This window comes from Paenibacillus sp. MAEPY2 (assembly GCF_000499205.1).
Taxonomy (GTDB): Bacteria; Bacillota; Bacilli; order Paenibacillales; family Paenibacillaceae; genus Paenibacillus; species Paenibacillus vandeheii.
The window spans coordinates 62,287-82,711 of the sequence record NZ_AWUK01000037.1; the positions used below are offsets into that span (position 1 = coordinate 62,287).

General features: G+C 48.1%; 17 protein-coding genes and 1 pseudogene. 14 read left to right on the top strand and 4 right to left on the bottom strand.

Annotated features, from left to right (window positions below):
* Nucleotides 1-30 precede the first annotated feature (30 nt).
* Nucleotides 31-1,431, top strand: a complete 1,401-nt coding sequence (locus P364_RS0126655; protein ID WP_024633083.1) for a polysaccharide deacetylase family protein — start codon at nucleotides 31-33, stop codon at nucleotides 1,429-1,431.
* A 108-nt stretch (nucleotides 1,432-1,539) separates the two neighbouring features.
* Here the strand turns inward: P364_RS0126655 and ilvD are convergent, their stop codons facing one another.
* From ilvD to P364_RS0126670, 3 genes and pseudogenes are all read right to left on the bottom strand, one after another.
* The gene (ilvD, locus tag P364_RS0126660; RefSeq protein WP_024633084.1) at nucleotides 1,540-3,225 is read right to left on the bottom strand and encodes a dihydroxy-acid dehydratase; all 1,686 of its coding nucleotides are present in this window, start codon (nucleotides 3,223-3,225) and stop codon (nucleotides 1,540-1,542) included.
* 314 nt (nucleotides 3,226-3,539) lie between these two features.
* Nucleotides 3,540-3,788, bottom strand: a pseudogene (locus tag P364_RS0126665) (KGG domain-containing protein); the annotation flags it as partial.
* A gap of 112 nt (nucleotides 3,789-3,900) precedes the next feature.
* Nucleotides 3,901-4,953 carry an acyltransferase family protein gene (locus tag P364_RS0126670; RefSeq protein ID WP_024633086.1) on the bottom strand — a complete coding sequence of 351 codons (1,053 nt, stop codon included), beginning with the start codon at nucleotides 4,951-4,953 and terminating at the stop codon, nucleotides 3,901-3,903.
* A gap of 221 nt (nucleotides 4,954-5,174) precedes the next feature.
* Between P364_RS0126670 and P364_RS0126675 the strand changes: the two genes are divergently transcribed.
* The 6 genes from P364_RS0126675 (at nucleotide 5,175) to mgrA (ending at nucleotide 10,452) form a co-directional block, all read left to right on the top strand.
* Nucleotides 5,175-6,140, top strand: coding sequence for a sugar kinase (locus P364_RS0126675; protein WP_024633087.1), 966 nt, complete (start codon nucleotides 5,175-5,177; stop codon nucleotides 6,138-6,140).
* Between the two features lie 86 nt (nucleotides 6,141-6,226).
* A complete protein-coding gene (locus tag P364_RS0126680) occupies nucleotides 6,227-6,892 on the top strand; it encodes a bifunctional 2-keto-4-hydroxyglutarate aldolase/2-keto-3-deoxy-6-phosphogluconate aldolase (protein WP_024633088.1) in 666 nt (221 codons plus the stop codon).
* 90 nt (nucleotides 6,893-6,982) lie between these two features.
* On the top strand, nucleotides 6,983-7,747 hold the full coding sequence (locus tag P364_RS0126685) for an alpha/beta fold hydrolase (RefSeq protein ID WP_024633089.1): 765 nt from the start codon (nucleotides 6,983-6,985) through the stop codon (nucleotides 7,745-7,747).
* Between the two features lie 62 nt (nucleotides 7,748-7,809).
* Nucleotides 7,810-8,595, top strand: coding sequence for an HAD family hydrolase (locus tag P364_RS0126690; RefSeq protein WP_024633090.1), 786 nt, complete (start codon nucleotides 7,810-7,812; stop codon nucleotides 8,593-8,595).
* 22 nt (nucleotides 8,596-8,617) lie between these two features.
* Nucleotides 8,618-9,358: an NAD-dependent protein deacylase gene (locus tag P364_RS0126695; RefSeq protein ID WP_024633091.1), complete on the top strand. Its 741-nt coding sequence runs from the start codon at nucleotides 8,618-8,620 to the stop codon at nucleotides 9,356-9,358.
* Nucleotides 9,359-9,444: 86 nt separating this feature from the next.
* Entirely contained in the window at nucleotides 9,445-10,452 is a 1,008-nt protein-coding gene (gene mgrA / locus P364_RS0126700) for an L-glyceraldehyde 3-phosphate reductase (protein WP_024633092.1), read from the top strand.
* Between the two features lie 106 nt (nucleotides 10,453-10,558).
* Here mgrA and P364_RS0126705 read toward each other — a convergent pair whose 3' ends face one another.
* Nucleotides 10,559-11,524 carry an AraC family transcriptional regulator gene (locus P364_RS0126705; protein WP_024633093.1) on the bottom strand — a complete coding sequence of 322 codons (966 nt, stop codon included), beginning with the start codon at nucleotides 11,522-11,524 and terminating at the stop codon, nucleotides 10,559-10,561.
* Nucleotides 11,525-11,680: 156 nt separating this feature from the next.
* Between P364_RS0126705 and P364_RS0126710 the strand changes: the two genes are divergently transcribed.
* The 7 genes from P364_RS0126710 to glcT all read left to right on the top strand — a co-directional run bounded on the left by P364_RS0126710 (nucleotide 11,681) and on the right by glcT (nucleotide 20,403).
* Nucleotides 11,681-12,862, top strand: a complete 1,182-nt coding sequence (locus P364_RS0126710) for a galactokinase (RefSeq protein WP_024633094.1) — start codon at nucleotides 11,681-11,683, stop codon at nucleotides 12,860-12,862.
* 1 nt (nucleotide 12,863) lies between these two features.
* Nucleotides 12,864-13,853, top strand: a complete 990-nt coding sequence (gene galE, locus P364_RS0126715; RefSeq protein ID WP_024633095.1) for a UDP-glucose 4-epimerase GalE — start codon at nucleotides 12,864-12,866, stop codon at nucleotides 13,851-13,853.
* A gap of 15 nt (nucleotides 13,854-13,868) precedes the next feature.
* A complete protein-coding gene (locus P364_RS0126720; protein WP_024633096.1) occupies nucleotides 13,869-15,467 on the top strand; it encodes a UDP-glucose--hexose-1-phosphate uridylyltransferase in 1,599 nt (532 codons plus the stop codon).
* Nucleotides 15,468-15,816: 349 nt separating this feature from the next.
* Entirely contained in the window at nucleotides 15,817-16,980 is a 1,164-nt protein-coding gene (locus tag P364_RS0126730; protein ID WP_024633097.1) for an iron-containing alcohol dehydrogenase, read from the top strand.
* Nucleotides 16,981-17,240: 260 nt separating this feature from the next.
* On the top strand, nucleotides 17,241-17,777 hold the full coding sequence (locus tag P364_RS0126735) for a membrane protease regulatory membrane protein (RefSeq protein WP_024633098.1): 537 nt from the start codon (nucleotides 17,241-17,243) through the stop codon (nucleotides 17,775-17,777).
* Between the two features lie 55 nt (nucleotides 17,778-17,832).
* The gene (locus tag P364_RS0126740) at nucleotides 17,833-19,383 is read left to right on the top strand and encodes a flotillin family protein (protein ID WP_024633099.1); all 1,551 of its coding nucleotides are present in this window, start codon (nucleotides 17,833-17,835) and stop codon (nucleotides 19,381-19,383) included.
* A 165-nt stretch (nucleotides 19,384-19,548) separates the two neighbouring features.
* On the top strand, nucleotides 19,549-20,403 hold the full coding sequence (gene glcT / locus P364_RS0126745) for a glucose PTS transporter transcription antiterminator GlcT (protein ID WP_024633100.1): 855 nt from the start codon (nucleotides 19,549-19,551) through the stop codon (nucleotides 20,401-20,403).
* Nucleotides 20,404-20,425 lie beyond the last annotated feature (22 nt).

Genomic DNA, 20,425 nt, shown 5'->3' on the forward strand with positions numbered 1-20,425 from the left:
ATTCAGCATGAGAAGCGGGGAGTTTGTAGCATGACAAATTTACTTCAGAGCATATTACTGTGGTTATTGTACATTTCATCGTTTTACGCCTTTATTCCGAGTTTAGTTAGCAGACTTTTCGGTTTTCGTGTGTTCAGGCGCGGGAGAAGTGAGAAGGAGTTTTCCTTAACTTTTGATGATGGGCCGGATCCGGAATACACACCTAGATTGCTTGATTTATTGCGTCAGTATGAGGCGAAGGCAACGTTTTTTGTAGTCGGGGAGCATGCTGCCCGTCATCCCGAACTGATTCAGCGCATTCATGAGGAAGGTCATCTTCTCGGAATTCATAATTATATTCACAAAACCAATTGGTTAATGCGTCCGCGTACGGTTCGAGATCAGATTCAACGAACAGGGCAGATTATTCAGGAGGTAACGGGGGTAAGAACATGTTATTATCGTCCACCGTGGGGGATTATGAACCTGTTTGATTTTTTCAGTAAAAAAGATCGCCGAATTATCCTCTGGTCATCTATGTTTGAGGATTGGAGAAGCAGTGTGGGCGTTGAGAAATTGACGGAACGAATGTTGAAGGAGCTAAGGGGCGGAGAAGTCATGCTGCTGCATGATCGAGGGACTACCCTCGGCGCTGATGCACACGCGCCGGAGCAGATGCTCCAGGCGCTCGAAGTCGTATTGCAGGAGGCCGACAGGCAGCGATTGCATAGTGTACGCATCGATACGTTGATGGGAGGCGTTACGGTGAGCGAACCTAAAAGTACAAGTCAGCCACAAACGCATTTATCCTTTTGGAAACGGATGGTTGTTGCGCTATGGCTAGGCTGGGAGAAGTTGTTTCATTGGGTATACCATCTGCGAACAGCTTCGCCGGAAGACCCTTTGCTGCACTATCGCTCCCGTGTATACCATGGAGCATTAGTTGAAATGAACGACGGTCATGTGATTCGGAACGGAGATCCGGTAATTGAACTTCATTTTGATAATAAAAAATTATTCGATTTGGGTATGACTTCACGCTCAAGCATGCATTTGGCCATTCGTATGATTCGGGCTATGGAGCAGCAGCTTCCTGATTTGGCCCGACAGGTAACACTTGAACCTGAACTCCGTTCAGCCAAGGCTCTATACGGTGTAAGCATGATTAACCGGGGGCCGGAGAAATTTGGGTTTACGGTTCGGGAACTGGCTCCTGGGCCGTTCAGTTCTGCATCCAAAGTGTATCTGAAACTTCTGCTAAGTGTCATTCATCCGGCTGGAACGAAACGTTTGAAGCAGCGCTCCGAACAATTGGTTCCCAAAATGATTGCCATGCCGCTTGATGTGCTGCTGGATCGGTATGGACAGCACGCGCTGGTGGCTGCTACGGCGGAACAGTCCTCTGAGGAATTGTTGGTTCCTGAACAGGATCTTGTACCTGAACACAACTAAAAGCGAAACGAATAAAGAAAAGGGTTGCTCTCCGCCGAAGTCGGCTGAAGAGCAACCCTTTATTTATGTTCCCGATAAGGAAAATCATCGGATATCCTTACACTTGAATTAGATACTCAGTACGCCACCGTTGCTTGCATTCGTTACCAGTTTGGAGTAACGAGCGAGGTAACCGGTTTTTACTTTTGGTTCAAAGCCTTTCCAACCTGCACGACGACGTTCGAATTCTTCGTCACTGATATGCAATTCGATGATACGGTTATTCAGATCCAGTTCAATGATGTCTCCTTCTTCGACAAAAGCGATTGGACCGCCTTCAGCGGCTTCCGGAGAGATGTGTCCGATACTGATTCCGCGAGATGCGCCAGAGAAGCGTCCATCGGTGATCAGACCGACTTTGGCACCAAGGCCCATACCTACGATCTGGGAAGTAGGCGCAAGCATCTCAGGCATACCTGGACCACCTTTTGGTCCTTCATAACGGATAACGACAACGTGTCCTTCTTTTACTTTGCCATTCGCAATGCCTTCAAGCGCTTGTTCCTGGGAATCAAAGCAGATAGCAGGACCTTTGTGATATCCGCCAACCGATGCGTCAACAGCACCGACTTTGATGATAGCTCCTTGTGGTGCAAGGTTACCAAACAATACAGCCAAGCCGCCTTTTTCGGAATGCGGGTTGTCCAGATGGTGGATGACATTCGTATCCTGGATTTCTTGTCCTTCAACGTTCTCACGGATCGTTTTACCGGTTACCGTAATGCAGTCACCGTGAATCGCACCTGGTTTCTTAAGCAATTCGTTCAGAACTGCACTTACACCACCCGCATTGTGCACGTCTTCAATGTGAAGATCGGAAGCCGGTGCAAGTTTCGCCAGATGAGGAACGCGGTTAGCAACTTCGTTGATGCGCTCGATTGGGTATTCGATACCTGCTTCATGAGCCAGTGCCAGTGTATGAAGGACCGTATTCGTAGATCCGCCCATAGCCATATCCAGTGCAAAAGCGTTGTCGATAGCTTCTACAGTAACGATATCACGTGGTTTCAGATCCATTTTGATGAGTTCCATCAGTTGCTTAGCAGATTGTTTAACAAACTCACGACGCTCAGGAGCAACAGCCAGGATGGTTCCGTTGCCTGGCATAGCCAGCCCCATCGCTTCAGCCAGACAGTTCATGGAGTTCGCTGTGAACATACCGGAACATGATCCACATGTCGGACAACCGAATTGTTCAAGCTCAAGAAGGCTCTTGTCATCGATTTTACCTGCTTGATAAGCACCTACGCCTTCAAATACGGAGGTCAGGGACAGAGCTTTACCATTGCTGTCACGACCTGCCTTCATAGGTCCACCGCTGACGAACACGGTTGGGATATTACAGCGAAGCGCACCCATCATCATACCTGGTGTGATTTTGTCACAGTTCGGGATACATACCATGCCGTCGAACCAGTGTGCAGATACAACCGTTTCCACGGAATCCGCAATAATGTCACGGCTTGGCAGCGAGTAACGCATACCAATGTGTCCCATGGCAATTCCGTCGTCAACTCCGATGGTGTTGAATTCGAATGGAACGCCACCGGCTTCACGAATAGCATCCTTAACAATTTTACCGAATTCCTGTAGGTGAACATGGCCGGGCACGATATCAATATAAGAGTTACATACGGCAATAAATGGTTTGCCAAAGTCCTCTTCTTTAACGCCCGCTGCGCGGAGCAAACTGCGGTGCGGTGCACGGTCAAAACCTTTTTTGATCATATCGGAACGCATCTTCTTGGCTGACATGGTGTATTTCCCCCCAAATTTATAATATTGAGCAACATGAATGGAAATATAAATGGCAGTGCATCTGTCGTTTAATTTCATCCGTACTCTTAAAAATAGACCAGTGATACTGGCTTCGAGCTTCCACTAGTTTATGAAACTCTTTGCTGCTTTAAACCCGTGAACAACCCGGTTTTTCTATAGAGTCTATCACAACCGTCGTTATATTTCTACAATGAATAGAAAGAAGCTTCAATCCATTAGTGGAATGAAGCTTTCTTGATTTGATGCACTCTCTCGGGTGTTCTTTCACCGCTGCCCATGGGGATAGGCTAACTGCTTCCGCCTTTGCGTCCAATCTCCCGGTAGAATTCTTTATTATGTGTTTCGGAAGTTGCTTCTCCACCTTTGCGTCCAATTTCCTTATAGAACTGAGAATCGTGCGCATCTGAAGTCGCTTCTCCACCTTTTTTACCTATCATTTGGTAGAAGCTGCGATCATGATTTTTGGAGGTGGCCTTGCCACCTAATCTACCCGCTTCCTCGCGACTCATTTTGTGTTCAGACGTCTGTGGGCGTGCCATTACAAATCACTCCTTATATCATAAGTAGATTGTTGTAGCGCGTATTCCTACTTACCACAACATTTCCAGTATGAAACAAGTTGATTCTGATGGAGAGGAGCAGGATTTCAGCTCATCTGAACCAGGATGCTGAGCGTTTCAATCCCGCCTGACGATTGAGGTGAAAGCGGGAAATATCGGGCTCTATGAGAGGCCGAAAGGCATGACGGACGGCTGGATGAGCCAGCGTTATAGCGAACATTAGCGCAATGGAGACAATCACCGGAATGTACAAACTGGTTTCCATATAATTGTAAACCCCGGACCAGATGGCCAGACGAACGAGAAATCCATGTAAAAGGAACACATAAAGTGTGCGCCGTCCCAGATCGGTCAATCTGGATGTTAATGAAGGGACCCAGGCGAGAAATAATGCTCCCGATCCGATCTCAAGGGCATAGATTCCGAGTCGGTAAATTCCGGCAAACCACTCATGGTGTCCAAGCTCTGCGTAAGTCATGCTACCCAGTAACCAGCCTGGTGCAATGCTGAGTCCTCCCAGTCCGATCCAACCAAGAAGAGCAGCAGACAGCGCAGCTGCAATTTTGCGGCCCCAGCCGGATCGCAAACGGGAGCGGATGGACGCTCCGTAGTCATACCCAATAACAAAGAAAGGAAGAAATACAAACGTGCGGCTGAAGCTCAGCCAGAAACCGTCAATGGGTAAATATCCGGCACATACCCCCAGCATCACGGCACCGAGCAGTCTGTATATCGGTTTCCAGGAGAGTGTAAGACGAAGCAGCAGCCGCCAGCAGAAATGACTTGCCAGAAACCAGAGCAATAAATAAGGTGCAAAGAAAGACAAACGCATATGCGGTGTGTGGAATATGGTGAAATCCGTTATTGCATACAGGGACTGAAACAGAAGGTACTGTAATGCAATCTGCTTAAGCACATTACGGCCAGATGCACCTTGAAGTGAATGTCTGGCAAAGTAGCCGGTTACCCATACAAACAGCGGCATGTGAAACGTATATATCCACAGAAACAGAGCCTCTGCTCCTACAAATCGTGTAATGAGCGGTTCAAGAGCATTGCCCGCAAGTACACAGACAATGAGCATAAAGCGCAGGTTGTAAAAAAAAGAATCCTGATCTTCGTGAATTATGGTCGGTTTGTTCATGGTGTAACCCCCTTGATAACCCTTGGCAATTGCAATCTGGTTCTGTAATAAGGGTAATATGGATATGCATCATCTATTGTGATATATTTCACAATAGAAAGCGCTATCCTTTCTCAAAACTGTGACAACAAAATGAACGCTCCGGGATTGACAACGGTTGCATAGAGGCTGACAATGGTGAAAGAAGATGAGAAATTGTAAATTTAAGGAGGGGAGAGTTCATGTCGACGAATACCCGCCGAAGCCCTGAAATTGTTACGTTTGGCGAAAGCATGGGTTTGCTGACGGCTAAGGATTCACGAGGTCTCGAATATGCGGCGACATTAGATAAGTCATTTGGCGGAGCGGAAAGTAATCTGGCGATTGGTGTATCCCGGCTTGGGCATACCAGCGGCTGGTTTGGCCGCCTGGGCAATGATCCGATGGGTAACATGATCATGAAGGCTATTCGTGGTGAAGGTGTAGATGTATCCCGAGCAAGGATGAGCGACAAAGAGCCCACCGGTTTGATGATTCGTGAGAACGCTTCCGGGAAAGCCTCGGTACACTATTATAGGAAGCTATCCGCTGCAAGCGCCATTACTCCTGAAGATCTGGACTCGGATTATATTGCGGGTGCGCAAATCCTTCACGTGACAGGCATCACCGCAGCAATAAGCGCGTCGGGTCTTGCTACGGTTGAAGCTGCTATACATATAGCCAAGCAGGCTGGTGTGAAAGTGAGTTTTGATCCGAATTTGCGTCTTAAACTGTGGTCAGCAGAAGAAGCACGTCCAGTTCTGCTTCGTCTCGCTGAGCAGGCAGATTATTTCTTGCCGGGTCTGGATGAGATGAAGCTTCTGTATAACGAAGAAGATGATCAAAAAGTACTTGAGCGTTTGTCCGCCATGAATGCAGTCTGTATCGTGAAGGGCGGCCCTGATTTGACCTACGTATTGGTGAATGGTACCCTAACGGAAGTTCCGTACTTCAAGGCAGATCATGTCCTGGATACAGTCGGGGCAGGTGATGGATTCTGTGCGGGCTTTTTGTCTGGCCTTATTAAAGGATATTCTCCGCAGGAAGCGACCCGTCTCGGGAATTTGACCGGTTCCATGGTTATACAGGCTGTTGGCGATTGGGAGGCGCTCCCAACGTGGGAGCAGGTCGAGGCCAAGCTGAACAATGTAGCTCATGTTGAGCGCTAGTCGCTGCTGATATCATATATGTCTCATCTTCGTTCATTAATGTAAGGCTTGTAATACACAACCACATTGACAAGGGAGAGAATGAAATGAAGAAGCTTCAGCTGCTACAAAAAATAACCGATAGTGGGGTTGTTGCCGTTCTGCGTGCAGATTCTGCGGATCAGGTGATCGCCATGGCCGAGCAAGCTATCGCGGGTGGTATCAAGATTATCGAGATTACCATGACGGTGCCTAGTGCCCTCAAAGCCATCGAGAAATTAAGCCGTGTATACCATTGGAACACACAGGATCCAGAGAAATTTGCCATTATTGGAGCTGGAACCGTACTTGAACCCCAGACAGCGCGTGCCGCAATCATGTCAGGTGCCGAGTTTGTTGTGGGTCCTTCCCTGAACCCGGACACGGTGAAAATCTGCAATCTGTACCGGATTCCGATTCTCCCAGGGGTGATGACCATTGCCGATGTACAACGTGCACTGGAACTTGGCGTGGATATTGTAAAGTTGTTCCCGGGCAATCTCTACGATCCGTCCATTATCAAAACGATGAAGGGACCTATGCCGCAAGCGAATTTTATGCCGACGGGCGGGGTTTCCTTGTCCAATCTGGGTGACTGGATTAAGGGAGGAGCCGTTGCTGTAGGTATTGGCTCAGATCTCACAACGGAAGCAGTGAAGACGGGGGACTTGAGTCATGTTCGCCGCAAAGCGGAACAATATATGGATGCTTACCGCAAGGCCAAGGCCGAATAGCGATGAATGATGGAGAAGGGGAGCCTCAGGAATGAAGGCTCCCGTTCTGCAAGCCGCGGCACCTGCGGAAGTACAGAAAGGTGATGAACGTTGAGAAATCGATATAATACAGGGCGCAAGAAGAGGGGCATTGGGAAGTTCCTGCTCGTTCTTCTGGCGCTCATTGTCATTGGGTGTGGGTTTGTGGCCTGGAAGCTGTTCACACCTTATGGACCACAAGAGATGGCTCAAACTGCCATGGAAACTGCAGATCAGGTGACTGTAACTGAAAAAGACAACTGGATTGATTTTGTGCCGGACAAATCTGTTGGGGTGAGTGTTATTTTTTATCCAGGTGGATTGGTTAAACCGGAAAGTTATGCACCTCTTGCCCATGAACTTGCGGCAGCAGGACATCATACCATTATTGCAAAAATGCCGGTCAATCTGGCGGTGCTCAAACAGAATCTCGCCGATGATATTATTAAAGCTTATCCGGATGAACCATTTGTTATGGGAGGGCATTCTCTAGGTGGATCGATGGCGGCACGTTATACAGCTTCCCATCCGGATGCACTTAAAGGTATCTTCTTTCTCGCATCCTATCCGGATGAAAAAGGCAGTGTGAAATCATTGGGGATACCAGCGTTGTCCATACTAGGCACGAATGATGAAGTGGTGAATTCAACAAAGTATCAGAATGGTCGGGCATATTTGCCGGAAGATACGGTGTATTACACCATTGAAGGTGGTAACCATTCGCAGTTCGGTGACTATGGCCACCAGAGCGGTGACGGCGAAGCTGGGGTCAGTGAAGAGGAACAATTGTCCCAAACGGTTAAAACGATTGTAGGCTGGCTGGATACAATCAAATAAGCTGTCAGTTCAAAGTTGAATGGGACGAATTTCATAGCAGTCAGTAACTGGAGGTGATCGGGATGTCCATGCTTCAAATCCATGGTAAGCAAGTTGCCTGCCGAGGTATTCTATTTGATAAGGATGGAACGCTGCTGGATTTCTTGCAATTATGGGGGCCGTGGGCGGAGTCTTTACTGAATCAGCTGGAATTACAACTGTCAGAGCTTGGGGCCTCGTTCACGGTCGAGCGTGAGCGGGTTCTGGGTACGGTCTGCAATCGTGAAGGTCATCTAATCGGATATGATGTTCAAGGGCCTTTGGCAATTGCCACGGTGGACGAGAGTAACGGACTGCTTGCTGGGCAGTTGTATGCAGCAGGCATGCCATGGAATGAAGCAATCACTACGGTCCGCCGCTTTTCCAGTGTGGCCATGCGTGAGATAAAGCAGAGAAAAATGGCCGAACCGATGCCTGGATTAAGAGCATTTTTGCAGAGCTGCCAGGAGGCATCTATTCCCATGGCAGTCGTCACTTCGGACAACACAGCTGCTGCGGAGGAACATATGGAATGGATGGGAATTCGGTCGTATTTTACATCAATTGTAGGCAGTGACCGGGTAACGAAGGGCAAACCGGATGGAGAGGCTGCAGTTCTAGCTTGCCGGGAGTTACATATTCTTCCTGAGGAAGCTGTTGTGATCGGTGACAGCAATGGGGATATGCAGATGGGACGTAACGCAGGGGCATCCTATATGTTTGGTTTCTGTCCAGAAGTCGGGGGAAGTGACTATTTGCATGAAGCTGATGACGTCATTCAGGGTTATAATGAGTTAAAAATCATCTCTGAACGTTCTTTCCAGGGATGATCTCGTAAAAGGAGGAGAGAGGATGAACGCAACAGAACAACTGGCTGCCTGGATTAAGGAAAGTTCGAACATTGTTTTTTTCGGAGGGGCCGGAACTTCAACGGAAAGCGGGATTCCCGACTTCCGCTCTGCCGCTGGCTTGTACCAGACAGAGCAGCATTCACCCTATCCACCGGAAGAGCTGCTGAGCAGACGTTTCTTCGACCAGCATGCTGATATTTTTTATGATTTTTATCGAGGCAAAATGCTTCACCCCGATGCGGTGCCCAACGGCTGCCACCGACTTCTCGCCAGATTAGAGCAGGAAGGAAGACTTCAGGCGGTCATAACGCAGAATATCGACGGGTTGCACCAGAAAGCTGGCAGCAGCAATGTCCTGGAGCTTCATGGTTCAATCCATCGAAACGCTTGTATGGATTGCAAGAGGTTCTACGCGCTGGATGACATTATTACAGCCAAAGATACGGTTCCTCGTTGTCATGCGTGCGGTGCCGTAATCAAGCCCGATGTCGTGTTATATGAAGAGGAACTGGATCAGACGATATTATATCGTTCGGTAGACGCTCTGTCTGCAGCAGATTTGTTGCTAGTAGGTGGAACTTCACTTACCGTGTATCCTGCGGCACAATTGATTACGTATTTTCAGGGAAAACATACAGTCTTGCTTAACGCTACACCTACGGCTTACGACCGCCGAGCTGATTTGCTGATTACTGATCCTATTGGTGAGGTAATGAATAGGGTAGACCAGCTTCTTGGTTAAGTAAGTCAACATTGTCCGAATAACCGCATTCTCCGGCATACGGACCGGGTACGAGAGGCGGAACCTGGGGAAAGAAGGGATTCATGATGGTCTACGTAGCCAGCGATGCACGCTACGAAACAATGAAATACAACCGCGTTGGACGTTCAGGTTTGAAACTGCCAGCGATTTCACTTGGGTTATGGCATAATTTTGGTGGCATTAATAATGCGGAGAACGGCCGTAATATGATTACCCGTTCGTTTGATCTGGGCATTACGCATTTTGACCTTGCCAACAATTATGGTCCGCCGGCAGGTTCGGCTGAGCAGTTATTCGGTCAGGTATTGGCACAGGATCTGAAGCCATATCGAGATGAACTCGTCATCTCCACCAAGGCCGGGTACTATATGTGGCCTGGACCTTATGGTGAATGGGGTTCTCGTAAAAACCTTGTTTCCAGTCTCAATCAGAGCTTGAAGCGCATGGGTCTTGATTACGTAGACATCTTTTATTCTCATCGTTATGATCCCGAAACACCTCTGGAAGAAACGATGATAGCGCTGGACCATATTGTTCGTTCCGGCAAAGCACTGTATGTCGGCATTTCCAATTATCCTGCAGAGCAGACAAAGCAAGCGGCCGAGATTCTCAAAGGCTTGGGTACCCCTCTGTTGATTCATCAACCTAAATATTCGATGCTGGATCGCTGGATTGAGGATGGGCTGCAGGATGTACTTCATGAGAACGGAACGGGCAGTATTGCATTCTGTCCATTAGCGCAGGGGGTTCTTACGAACAAATACCTGAATGGTATCCCGGAAGATTCACGTGCCAAGGGACCATCTGTATTCCTGAATGAGAACAATATCTCGCCAGAGACATTGCGCAAAGTACGTGCTCTAAACCAGATTGCAGCATCTCGTGGTCAGAGTCTGGCTCAATTTGCACTTGCTTGGGTATTACGTGATGGCAAGGTAACTTCTGCACTGATTGGTGCCAGTCGTCCTTCGCAGATTGAAGAGAATGTGGCTGCACTCAGTCAGTTGGAATTCTCCACAGAGGAATTAGAGCGTATTGAATCGATTCTTCGTCCCGAACCGGATCATAAATAAAGTTCAAAAGGTGCATCTTAGCCATAATGGCGGGATGTACCTTTTTTATCATTACTTTTCTATATGTATGCAAGATGCAAGAAAGCATCCTTTTCGGTATAAAGAATCATCGATTGTTAGGCGGTGCTTGGCGTGTCCCTTGCGTCTGCGGCCTCTTAAAAATGTTCTCCCTGTACAGGCTGGGGGCTTCACCGTGGAATCGTTTGAACTGTTTGGAGAAATACAGCGCATCTGGCAGCCCTACAGAGGCAGATACCTGTTCAATGGACAGATCAGGACGTTCCCGCAGCAGCTGGCGCGATTTGTCGATCCGCAGTTTGAGCAAGTATGTGACTGGGGATAGTCCGGTTTCCTGTTTGAATATGCGGGACAGGTACGCACGATTATAGCCAAGACTTGATGACATTTGCTCAATCGAGACAGGGTAGGCATATTGGGTAGACATATATTGAATCATCTGTTTTACCGTTCGACGTATTGAAGATTCACCTGGTATTAAGGTTTGGCCTTGAAAAAGGTGATTTTGTGCTTCGGCTAGAATCATATATAACGTACCCAGTGATGTAAAATGAGAGCTTTCTTTCCGCTCGGCAAAAGCCATCTGCATGACAGATAACCAATCCGAAATTCCACAAGATGGTCCGGCATGAAAGACGGATTTCTCAGGACGGAATCCTGCTTCCTCTGCATGCTTCGCAGCTTGGCTGCCAGTAAAGGCCATCCACCGGTATTGCCAGGGTTGACGTGCATGGGATTGGTAGCTCACAAGCTGCCCCGGATGAATGAGGAAACAATCTCCTGCGGATAGCTCGTAGGTATGCAGTTCAGTACGGAACGTACCGGACCCTTTTTCTACATAGTGCAACAGATAATAATCGTATAGCTTTGGTCCAAGGGCGTGACCGGGGAGGGTTTGGCTTGCACCTGCAAAGAGGACATGCAATGCCCCTTTTTCATAATAGACAGGATTGGAGGCAACTGAGTAGCTGAGTGCCCCGCTTTTACCCGAGGGCTCCGGCGTGGTGCGTTCGGCTGGTGAACCCGTTACATCTTCCATACGTTGTTCAGTCATGATGACATTCCTTTCCTTCCTTGATGTTCCATTCATTATACGTCGAAAGGTCACATTTATCCATATGGAACACACATGGTTTCATTTCAAGGTGGACCGCCTTCTTGTATAATAACATTAAGAAAACCAACAACATTGAGATGGGGTGCAGCAGCAATGAACATAAATGAATTGAAACAAAAGTTTATTGACAAGTACGGAGAGAGTGGAGCGGACATCCGTGTATTCCATGCCCCTGGGCGGGTGAATCTGATAGGTGAGCACATTGACTATAACGGTGGATACGTGCTTCCGGCAGCGCTTGAATTCGGTACCACATTGATTATCCGCGAGCGTGAGGACAACAAGTTGCAGTTGGCTTCCACCAATATGCCCTATGAAGGAACGCTGGATACGTCCTCCATTGGCAAGGAGAAAACAGGGGAATGGACGGATTATCCGGTCGGCGTCATGGTTGAACTTCAAGGCAAAGGCGTGAAAGTAACCAAAGGTTATGACTTCCTCTACCATGGAGAAATTCCGAATGGCGCCGGACTTTCCTCTTCCGCATCGCTGGAGGTTCTCACCGGGTATGCCATCCAGTCCCTCGAAGGTGTAAAGGATATTGATACGGTTCAGCTGGCGCTTCTGTCCCAAAAGGCGGAGAACGAATTCGTCGGTGTTAACTGCGGCATCATGGATCAGTTTGCTGTAGCCAATGGCGCAGAGGATCATGCGATCTTGCTGATGTGTGACACCCTTGAATATGAAAAAGTTCCATTCCGTACCGGCGCCTACAAGCTGGTCATTGGTAACACGAACAAACGCCGCGGTTTGGTGGACTCGGCTTACAATGAACGTCGCTCCCAATGCGAGCAGGCACTTGCCATTTTGAAAGAACAGCTGCCTGCGCTGAACTACCTGGCGCAACTTACACCAGAACAGTTCATCACACTGCAGGATCATATCAAGGATGAGAAGGTAAGACAGCGTGCCCAGCACGTGGTGGAAGAGAATGCACGTGTACTTGCATCGGTGGCTGCACTCCGTGATAACGATCTCGAAACCTTTGGCAAGCTGATGAATGCTTCTCACGAATCGCTTCGTTATCTCTATGAAGTGAGCTGCGAAGAGCTGGACGTGATGGTAGAGGAAGCACAACGGATTCCTGGAACTCTTGGTGCGCGTATGACCGGAGCCGGATTCGGCGGATGTACGGTATCCCTTGTCCATGAGGATGATGTGGAGCGTTTTGTAACTGAAGTTGGAGCAGCCTATGTAGCACGCACCAGCCTCAAAGGCGAGTTCTATGTATGCGGAGTGGGCGACGGCGTTAAAGAATTGAAGGAGGCGAAGTAAGATGGCGATTTTGGTGACAGGTGGAGCAGGATATATTGGTTCTCATACGGTAGCGGCTTTGTTGGAGCGTGGCGAAGAGGTTGTCGTTCTGGATAACTTGCAGACAGGGCATCGTGAAGCTCTGCTGGGTGGGAAATTATATGAAGGAGATCTGCGTGACAAGGAACTTCTAGCGAAGCTGTTCGCTGAGAATTCCATCGATGCAGTCATTCACTTTGCAGCCAATTCATTAGTTGGCGAGAGCATGAAAGATCCTGTGAAATACTACGACAACAATGTGTTTGGCACATTGTGTCTGCTGGAAGCGATGAATGCAGCGAATGTACGTCGCATCGTCTTCTCCTCTACAGCTGCTACTTACGGCGAGCCGGAGAAAGTGCCGATTGAAGAGAGCGACCGCACAGAGCCTACGAACGTATACGGTGAAACCAAGCTCATGATGGAGCGCATGATGTCCTGGTTCGACAAAGTACAGGAAATCAAATACGTATCCCTGCGTTACTTCAATGCAGCCGGAGCCCATGACAGTGGCAAAATTGGTGAAGATCATCAGCCAGAGAGTCATCTCATTCCTCTCGTGCTGCAAACGGCTTTAAAACAACGTCCTCACATCGCCGTGTTTGGTGACGACTACGCGACTGAAGACGGAACCTGTGTACGTGATTACATCCACGTAAGTGATCTGGCGGACGCGCATCTGCGGGCCGTAGACTATCTCCGTAAAGGCGAGAACAGCAACGTGTTCAACTTGGGTAACGGTCAAGGCTTCTCAGTTAAACAGGTTATTGAAACGGCTAAGAAAGTGACCGGTCTGGACATTCCGGTTGTTCAGGAGCCACGTCGTGCGGGTGATCCGGCTGTACTGGTGGCATCGTCTGCCAAAGCTAGATCCGTACTGGGCTGGAACCCGAAATGGACGAATCTTGAAGATGTCATTCAAAGTGCATGGAGCTGGCACCAGTCTCATCCTGAAGGCTACGGAAAAAACTAGGAGGCGAATATTGATATGTCACAGACTCATATTGCAGCAGGTGCCACAGAGCGGACCCCGGAGCAGCAGGAAGCACTGCATGCCATTGAACGTCTGGTAGCATTTTCCTTGCAGAACAAACTGATTGAAGAAGCGGATCGGGATTACAGTCGTAATCTGCTGCTGGAGCAGTTCGGGTTCTCTGAGCCGTATGCCGGAGTATTAAACGAGACGGTGTTGGATGGACCACAACCGTTGCTGGATACACTGATTGACTATGGATTTGAAATTGGACTTATACCCGAAAATACGGACACGTACCGTGATTTGCTCGATGCCAAAATTATGGGTCAATTAATGGCCCGTCCATCCGAGGTGGTGCGCGCATTCCGCCATACGGAGCAGACCGAAGGCATTGAGGCGGCTACTTCCCAATTCTATGAGCTATCGATTCATTCCAACTACATTCGGATGGACCGCATCTCCAAAAATGTGTACTGGACACAGGATACAGCTTATGGCGATATGGAGATTACAATTAACCTGTCCAAGCCGGAGAAAAGCCCAAAGGAAATCGCGATGGCAAAGCTGCTTCCGCCTCCGGTGTATCCAAAGTGCCAGCTCTGTCGTGAAAATGTGGGCTATGCCGGTCGGGTCAACCACCCGGCTCGTCAAAACCTGCGTGTCATTCCATTGGAATTAAACGGCGAACCTTGGTTCTTCCAGTACTCGCCATATGTGTACTACAACGAGCACTGCATTATTTTCCATCATGATCATGTGCCGATGAAATTGACTAAGGATACGCTGCGCAGGCTGCTGGCCTTCGTGGGAGAATACCCTCATTACTTTATCGGTTCCAATGCCGATCTGCCCATCGTTGGCGGCTCCATTCTGACCCATGACCATTTCCAGGGTGGACGTCATACCTTTGCCATTCAAAATGCGAAGCCAGAGGCGGTATTTAGCCATCCAGGTTCGCCGGGACTTACGCTTAGTCTTGTGAAATGGCCAATGTCCGTACTGCGACTGGCTTCACATGATCCGGCTGAGCTGCTCGAAGCGGGCAATGCCGTTTATGAAGCCTGGAAGGTTTACAGTGATTCTACTGTAGAGATCGTGGCATTCAGTGAGGTTGACGGAGAGCAGATTCCGCACAACACAGTTACTCCGATCGTTCGCCGCAGTGCAGACGGTGGATATGAGATGGACCTTGTACTGCGGAACAATCGCACAAATGATGAACATCCCGAAGGGATTTTCCACCCGCACCGCGAGATGCATCATCTGAAGAAGGAGAATATTGGACTCATCGAAGTGATGGGGCTTGCCATCCTGCCAGGTCGTTTGAAAGAAGAGCTGGACAGCATCGCGGATATTCTCGCTGGGGATATCAAGCTTGCCGAGGCAGCCAAAGCTTCCGAACATGTATTGAACAAGCATCTGGGCTGGGCAGAAGAACTGATGGAACGTTTCGGTCCCAACCTGAACAAGGAACAAGCCGTTACGCTTGTACAACAGGAAGTAGGTTTGAAATTCGCCGAAATTCTGGAGCATGCAGGTGTCTACAAATACGATGAGTCAGGGCGTCAGGCCTTCCGTCGTTTCGTGGCCAGCATGGGATACACTGAATAACAACAGGTATAACCAGAAACACCAGCTCATACAAGGGCTGGTGTTTTGATTTGTTTGACTTGTGAAAATGGAAGAATACTTCTTTTCAATGCACACATGTATAATGTTAGAAGAAAAGTCATTGATACTCCTTATTATGAGAAGAAAAGGGGATACGAAAATGGAAAAAAAGGCTTTGAATTTACCATTGGTAGCCGATGCAGAGGAACTGCCAGCGAAATGTTCCGTGCACACTTGCAAATCAACGGGTTGATATAAAGTGAGTGGCTATCGATTTGTTTTTGTACAATTGGGGTACTATAATGGGAGTTGCACTAAAATATGAATCTCCATTGGAGGCGACATAGATATGAGATCTTTTCAATTTTATAATCCAACCCGATTGATTTTCGGTAAAGGTCAGCTGGAAGCACTGAAAACCGAAGTACCGAAATACGGCAAACGGGTTCTGCTTGTATATGGTGGCGGCAGTATCAAACGCAGCGGTTTGTACGATCAAGTGATCGGACTGCTCAAGGAAGTTGGAGCTGAAGTTACGGAGTTGGCTGGTGTGGAACCGAACCCGCGTCTTTCGACTGTTCACCAAGGTGTAGACCTCTGCAAAACGAACAACATCGACCTGATCCTCGCTGTAGGCGGCGGCAGTGTGCTGGATTGTGCCAAGGCAATTGCCGTAGGTGCCAAGTATGATGGCGACATGTGGGACTTTGCTCAGCGCAAAGCCGTTGCACAGGATGCTCTTCCACTCGGTACCGTGCTCACAATGGCTGCAACCGGTTCGGAAATGAACTCCGGTTCGGTTATTACGAATCAGGATACACAGGAGAAATTGGGCTGGGGCAGTGCATATTCGTTCCCTGCGTTCTCGATCCTTGATCCGGTAAATACATATACCGTTCCTCTGGACCAAACGGTTTATGGCATGGTGGATATGATGTCCCACGTACTGGAGCATTACTTCCACCTGGATGCCAACACACCGGTTCAGCTCGGATTCTGTGAGACAATTCTGCGGACAGTTATGGATGCAGCACCTCGTCTGGTTGAAGACCTGGAGAACTATGAACTGCGTGAAACGATTCTGTACTGCGGAACGATGGCATTGAACGGCGTACTGAACATGGGTCTCGCTGGTGACTGGGCTACTCACAATATCGAACACGCGGTATCCGCAGTATATGATATCCCACATGGCGGAGGATTGGCGATTCTGTTCCCGCATTGGATGAAGCATAATGTGGACGTAAATGTGGATCGTTTCAAACGTCTGGCGATCAATGTGTTCGAAGTTAACCCTGAAGGTAAATCGGACAAACAGATTGCTGAAGAAGGCATCGAAGCGTTAAGCAAATTCTGGACATCCATTGGTGCACCTAACCGTCTGGCTGATTATGATATCGATGACAGCCAAATCGAAGTTATGGCTGATAAAGCTATGCTCTTCGGCCCATTTGGTAACTTCAAAAAATTGCAACGTGAAGATGTTGTATCCATCTACAAGGCTTCTCTGTAAAAACAAAACATGAAGGCACAGCAATGTGTTCTGGAACCGCAAGTCTCCTTTAACGGAGATTTGCGGTTTTTTGATGTGAATAAGAGCAAATCTGAGAATGTTCCAGCTAGTGGGTCATATTGCAACGAAAATAACCATTATCGGGTCTTGAATACAAATGAGGAAAGATTTTGAAACATCATGGCACCTTGCTACGTATTTATTTACATGAGGAATGCCCAGTTGGATGGAATTGCGGCAGAAGAGAGGAGGAACGGGGAATGGAGTCAATCTATTGGGGGTGTCTGATTGGAGGAGCCATATTTGCAGTCGTCAGCCTTGTGCTAGGTGACTTGATTGATGGCTTGCTGGACGGGGCCTTTGAAATGCCTGGCCTTGATTTTTTCAAACCTGTTGTGCTGGCTGGTTCCATAACGACTTTTGGCGGGGCCGGTATTATGCTGACACGTTATAGCTCGATAAGTGCGATTTCGGCACTGATACTATCCCTGCTTATAGGTATTGCTGCAGCCATGCTGGTATTCTTTGCATATATCAAGCCAATGCGTAACAGTGACGTCTCCATTGCGTTTTCCATGAAAGAGCTATCCGGGAAAATTGGAGAAATTACCATTCCGGTACCGGAAAAGGGTTTTGGAGAAGTCATGATTCGAATTGCTGCCGGTAATACAGTTCACACAGCATCCAGCTTCGAACATCGTCCCATTGCGGCGGGAGCGCGTGTTGTAGTTGTAGATGTAACCGAAGGTGTGCTGCGTGTATCGGAATGGGATGAAGATGTACTTAAAGATGTTTAAGGTAGTTTAACCGTTAGCAGTGTAAGCACTTATGGAATAAGGGGAGAGATGTGGAATGAATAATCTGGATATGGATGTGTTGTTGGTTCCTGCAATTGTTGTAGGTGTAATTTTGATTCTTGGTTTGGCTTTCTGGGCGAGGTACAAAACGGTTGGGCCGGATGAAGCCATGATCGTAACAGGTTCGTTCCTTGGCAGCAAAAACATTTCGGACGACGACTCCGGTCGAAAAATTAAAATTGTTCGTGGTGGCGGCGCGTTTATCTTGCCTGTGTTCCAGCAGTCGGAGTTTATCTCGCTGTTGTCCCATAAGCTGGATGTTTCCACACCGGAAGTATACACGGAACAGGGTGTACCGGTCATTGCCGATGGTGTCGCTATTATCAAGGTGGGAAGCGCTGTAGAAGACGTGGCCACGGCAGCGGAGCAATTTATTGGTAAGCCAGTGGAATCGTTAAGAGGTGAAGCACAGGAGGTTCTCGAGGGGCATTTGCGGGCCATCCTCGGAACGATGACGGTGGAGGAAGTATACCGTAACCGAGATCGCTTCGCGCAAGAGGTTCAAGGCGTAGCAGCCAGAGATCTGAAAAAAATGGGACTGCAAATTGTCTCTTTTACAATCAAAGACGTTCGTGACAAACAAGGTTATCTGGATGCTCTCGGTAAACCGAGAATAGCAGCCGTTAAGCGGGATGCTGAAATTGCGGAAGCGGAAGCGATGCGGGATGCACGTATTCAGAAGGCCAATGCAGAAGAGCAAGGGCAAAAAGCGGAGCTGCTGCGTGATACGAATATCGCTGAAGCTGCAAAAGAGAAGGAACTGAAAGTTGCTACGTTTAAGCGGGATCAGGATACAGCGAAGGCGGAAGCGGATCAGGCGTACCATATCCACGAAGCGCGTGCAAGACAAACCGTGGTAGAGGAAGAGATGAAGGTTGAACTCGTTCGTAAGGAACGTGAAATTGACCTGCAAGAGAAAGAAATTATCGTACGTGAGAAGCAATATGATGCTGAAGTGAAGAAAAAAGCAGAAGCCGATCGTTACGCGGTGGAGCAGGCTGCCGAAGCGGATAAAGCCAAAAGAATGCGTGAAGCCGATGCGATACAGTATTCTATCGAGACGCATGCCAAGGCAACAGCTGAGCAGAAGCGGCTTGAAGGGCAGGCTATGGCGGATGCAGAACTTGCCAAAGGTACAGCGGATTCAGAGGTTATTCGTCTGAGAGGTCTTGCCGAAGCAGAAGCGAAGGAGAAGCTGGCCGAAGCATTCCAAAAGTTTGGCGAAGCTGCCGTGCTCGATATCATCGTCAAAATGCTGCCTGAACTTGCTGGTAAAATTGCGGAGCCGATTTCCGCGATTGATAAGCTGACCGTTGTGGATACAGGTAAGGGTGAAGGCGCTGCCCGTGTAAGCAATTATGTAACAGAGCTCATGGCAACGGCTCCCGAGATGCTCAAAAGTGTCTCCGGCATTGATGTGGAGCAGTTAATTAAAGGTTTCACCAAGCCTAAAACAGCAGCACCGGTTGCTATTCAACAGAGTGAGCCTGTAACGACTCCCTCTATAATCGACAAGATTGTGGAAAAAGCTGGTGTTGATGAGTAAGACAACGATTCGTAAAGCACTCATGCTCTATTGACCTTAAGACGAATTTTTGTTACTTTTTAAGCGAGACGTCCGGCGCGGTTTGCCCGCTTCCGGATGTCTTTTCGTTCTTACTAGGGTGTGACTGAATCACACCTAAGATGGTGTGAAAAAGAGGTGCAAACATTGAGTAGCCTGCAAGTAGCCAAAGCTCTAAATAATAATGTAATTATTGCACAGCATCCTGAACATGGAGAAGTTGTCGTGATTGGTAAAGGCATCGGCTTCAATCGGAAAACAAATGATATTATTCCACTGATGGCTGTGGAGAAGATGTTCATTCTGAGAAACCAGCAGGAGCAAGAGCAGTATAAACAGCTTCTTCCACAAGTGGATGAAGCCTTGATTGAAATCATTAATGAAGTCATTACGTATATTGCAGAACATACGGACGTTCCTTTAAACGAACATATTCATATCGCATTGACCGATCATATTTCTTTTGCATTAAAACGGAAAGAACAAGGCATTATCATACAAAATCCTTTTCTATATGAAACCCGTGAAATCTATCCTGACGAATATCGCATGGGTGATTATGCGGTGCGTTTGATTAAGGAAAAATTGGGCGTAGATTTGGGAATGGATGAGATCGGCTTTATTGCGCTTCACATTTACAGCGCCATGACCAACCAAAATATTTCTCAAGTTCGGGAGCATTCCCAACTGATTACCGATTTGGTGAGCCTGGTGTCCACCCAACTGGATTATTCGTTTGAGACGGAATCACTGGACTACTCCCGGTTGCTGACCCATCTTCGATTCGCCTTGGAGCGTGTCCGTCGGGGAGACAAAGTGGAAGAACTTCATAAATTGGATTCCCTGTTGAAGTTGGAGTATCCTGAAATGTACTCGCTTGCATGGAAGCTAACCAAGGTGATGGAAAAAAGGTTGAATCTCCCTGTATATCCTGCTGAAGTAGGCTATCTGACCATTCATTTGCAACGCTTGAATCAAAGGAAAGAAGAAGAGAACAAGTGAAATAATTCCACTAGTGGAATTC

Bases quoted from the DNA above. Each gene is read 5' to 3' on its own strand.
- P364_RS0126655 (WP_024633083.1), top strand. From the start codon at position 31: ATGACAAATTTACTTCAGAGCATATTACTGTGGTTATTGTACATTTCA.
- ilvD (WP_024633084.1), bottom strand. From the start codon at position 3,225: ATGTCAGCCAAGAAGATGCGTTCCGATATGATCAAAAAAGGTTTTGAC.
- P364_RS0126670 (WP_024633086.1), bottom strand. From the start codon at position 4,953: ATGAACAAACCGACCATAATTCACGAAGATCAGGATTCTTTTTTTTAC.
- P364_RS0126675 (WP_024633087.1), top strand. From the start codon at position 5,175: ATGTCGACGAATACCCGCCGAAGCCCTGAAATTGTTACGTTTGGCGAA.
- P364_RS0126680 (WP_024633088.1), top strand. From the start codon at position 6,227: ATGAAGAAGCTTCAGCTGCTACAAAAAATAACCGATAGTGGGGTTGTT.
- P364_RS0126690 (WP_024633090.1), top strand. From the start codon at position 7,810: ATGTCCATGCTTCAAATCCATGGTAAGCAAGTTGCCTGCCGAGGTATT.
- P364_RS0126695 (WP_024633091.1), top strand. From the start codon at position 8,618: ATGAACGCAACAGAACAACTGGCTGCCTGGATTAAGGAAAGTTCGAAC.
- mgrA (WP_024633092.1), top strand. From the start codon at position 9,445: ATGGTCTACGTAGCCAGCGATGCACGCTACGAAACAATGAAATACAAC.
- P364_RS0126705 (WP_024633093.1), bottom strand. From the start codon at position 11,524: ATGACTGAACAACGTATGGAAGATGTAACGGGTTCACCAGCCGAACGC.
- P364_RS0126710 (WP_024633094.1), top strand. From the start codon at position 11,681: ATGAACATAAATGAATTGAAACAAAAGTTTATTGACAAGTACGGAGAG.
- galE (WP_024633095.1), top strand. From the start codon at position 12,864: ATGGCGATTTTGGTGACAGGTGGAGCAGGATATATTGGTTCTCATACG.
- P364_RS0126720 (WP_024633096.1), top strand. From the start codon at position 13,869: ATGTCACAGACTCATATTGCAGCAGGTGCCACAGAGCGGACCCCGGAG.
- P364_RS0126730 (WP_024633097.1), top strand. From the start codon at position 15,817: ATGAGATCTTTTCAATTTTATAATCCAACCCGATTGATTTTCGGTAAA.
- P364_RS0126735 (WP_024633098.1), top strand. From the start codon at position 17,241: ATGGAGTCAATCTATTGGGGGTGTCTGATTGGAGGAGCCATATTTGCA.
- P364_RS0126740 (WP_024633099.1), top strand. From the start codon at position 17,833: ATGAATAATCTGGATATGGATGTGTTGTTGGTTCCTGCAATTGTTGTA.